Origin of the sequence: Sphingomonas sp. RB1R13, from assembly GCF_036663775.1 — a bacterium.
Lineage (GTDB): Bacteria > Pseudomonadota > Alphaproteobacteria > Sphingomonadales > Sphingomonadaceae > Sphingomicrobium.
The window spans coordinates 1-815 of the sequence record NZ_JAXOJM010000062.1; the positions used below are offsets into that span (position 1 = coordinate 1).

Sequence of the window (815 nt, forward strand, 5' to 3'; positions counted from 1 at the left end):
CGCGGTCGTAATCGTCCTTGGTCTGATAGATCAAGCCGCTCCGGTCGGGAAATGGCCGTCAGGTTTTTGTCTGGCGCAAGACCCGCGTCACCGCTTCGTCCAGTGCCGAGAGGAACCGGGAGCGATCTTCCTTTCCGAAGGGGGCCGGTCCACCGATCCGATCACCTCCCGCGCGAAGATCGGCCATGATCGCGCGCACCGCGATCGCATTGCCGATCGAACTCGTCGTGAAGGGCTTGCCATTGGGCCCGATCACGGTCGCGCCCGCCTTCAGGCAGCGATCGGCGAGCAGGATGTCGGCGGTAACGACGATCGCCATCGGGTTGGCGCGTTCGGCGATCCAGTCGTCGGCGGCATCGAAGGCATCGCCGACCACGATGCGCGCGATCAGCGGATGCTGGGGTACACGCAGCGGCGCATTGCTGACCACCGTCACGGGGACGTCCAGACGATAGGCGACGCGGTAGATTTCGTCCTTCACCGGACAGGCATCGGCATCCACGAGGATATGGGGTCGGTTTTCCACGAGCGCGCCATGCCATGACAGCGAAGCGTAGCGCAATGTCGAGGGGGCCAGGGTTGCGCCTCGTCCGGGGACCGAACTTGTCCAGCGCGAGTTTGCCTCTTGTGAAGGGAAAATAGATGGATGACGGGATGGGGCAGGGTGTGACGATGCGTCAGGGAATGGCGGATCACCGCGCGGGCGAAGGGGCGCCTTCGCCCCTTCAGGTGCCGCCCAGGGGATGGCTCGCCATCCTGAAGCGGACCTGGGAGGAGGTCGGGGCCGACAATATCGGGATCATCGCGGCGGGCAT

1 protein-coding gene is annotated in these 815 nt (G+C 64.8%); it reads right to left on the minus strand.

Annotated elements, in window-relative coordinates; all coding sequences use genetic code 11:
* Positions 1 to 58: 58 nt before the first annotated feature.
* Positions 59 to 526, minus strand: a complete 468-nt coding sequence (locus U1700_RS14865; RefSeq protein WP_332753458.1) for a YaiI/YqxD family protein — start codon at positions 524 to 526, stop codon at positions 59 to 61.
* Positions 527 to 815 lie beyond the last annotated feature (289 nt).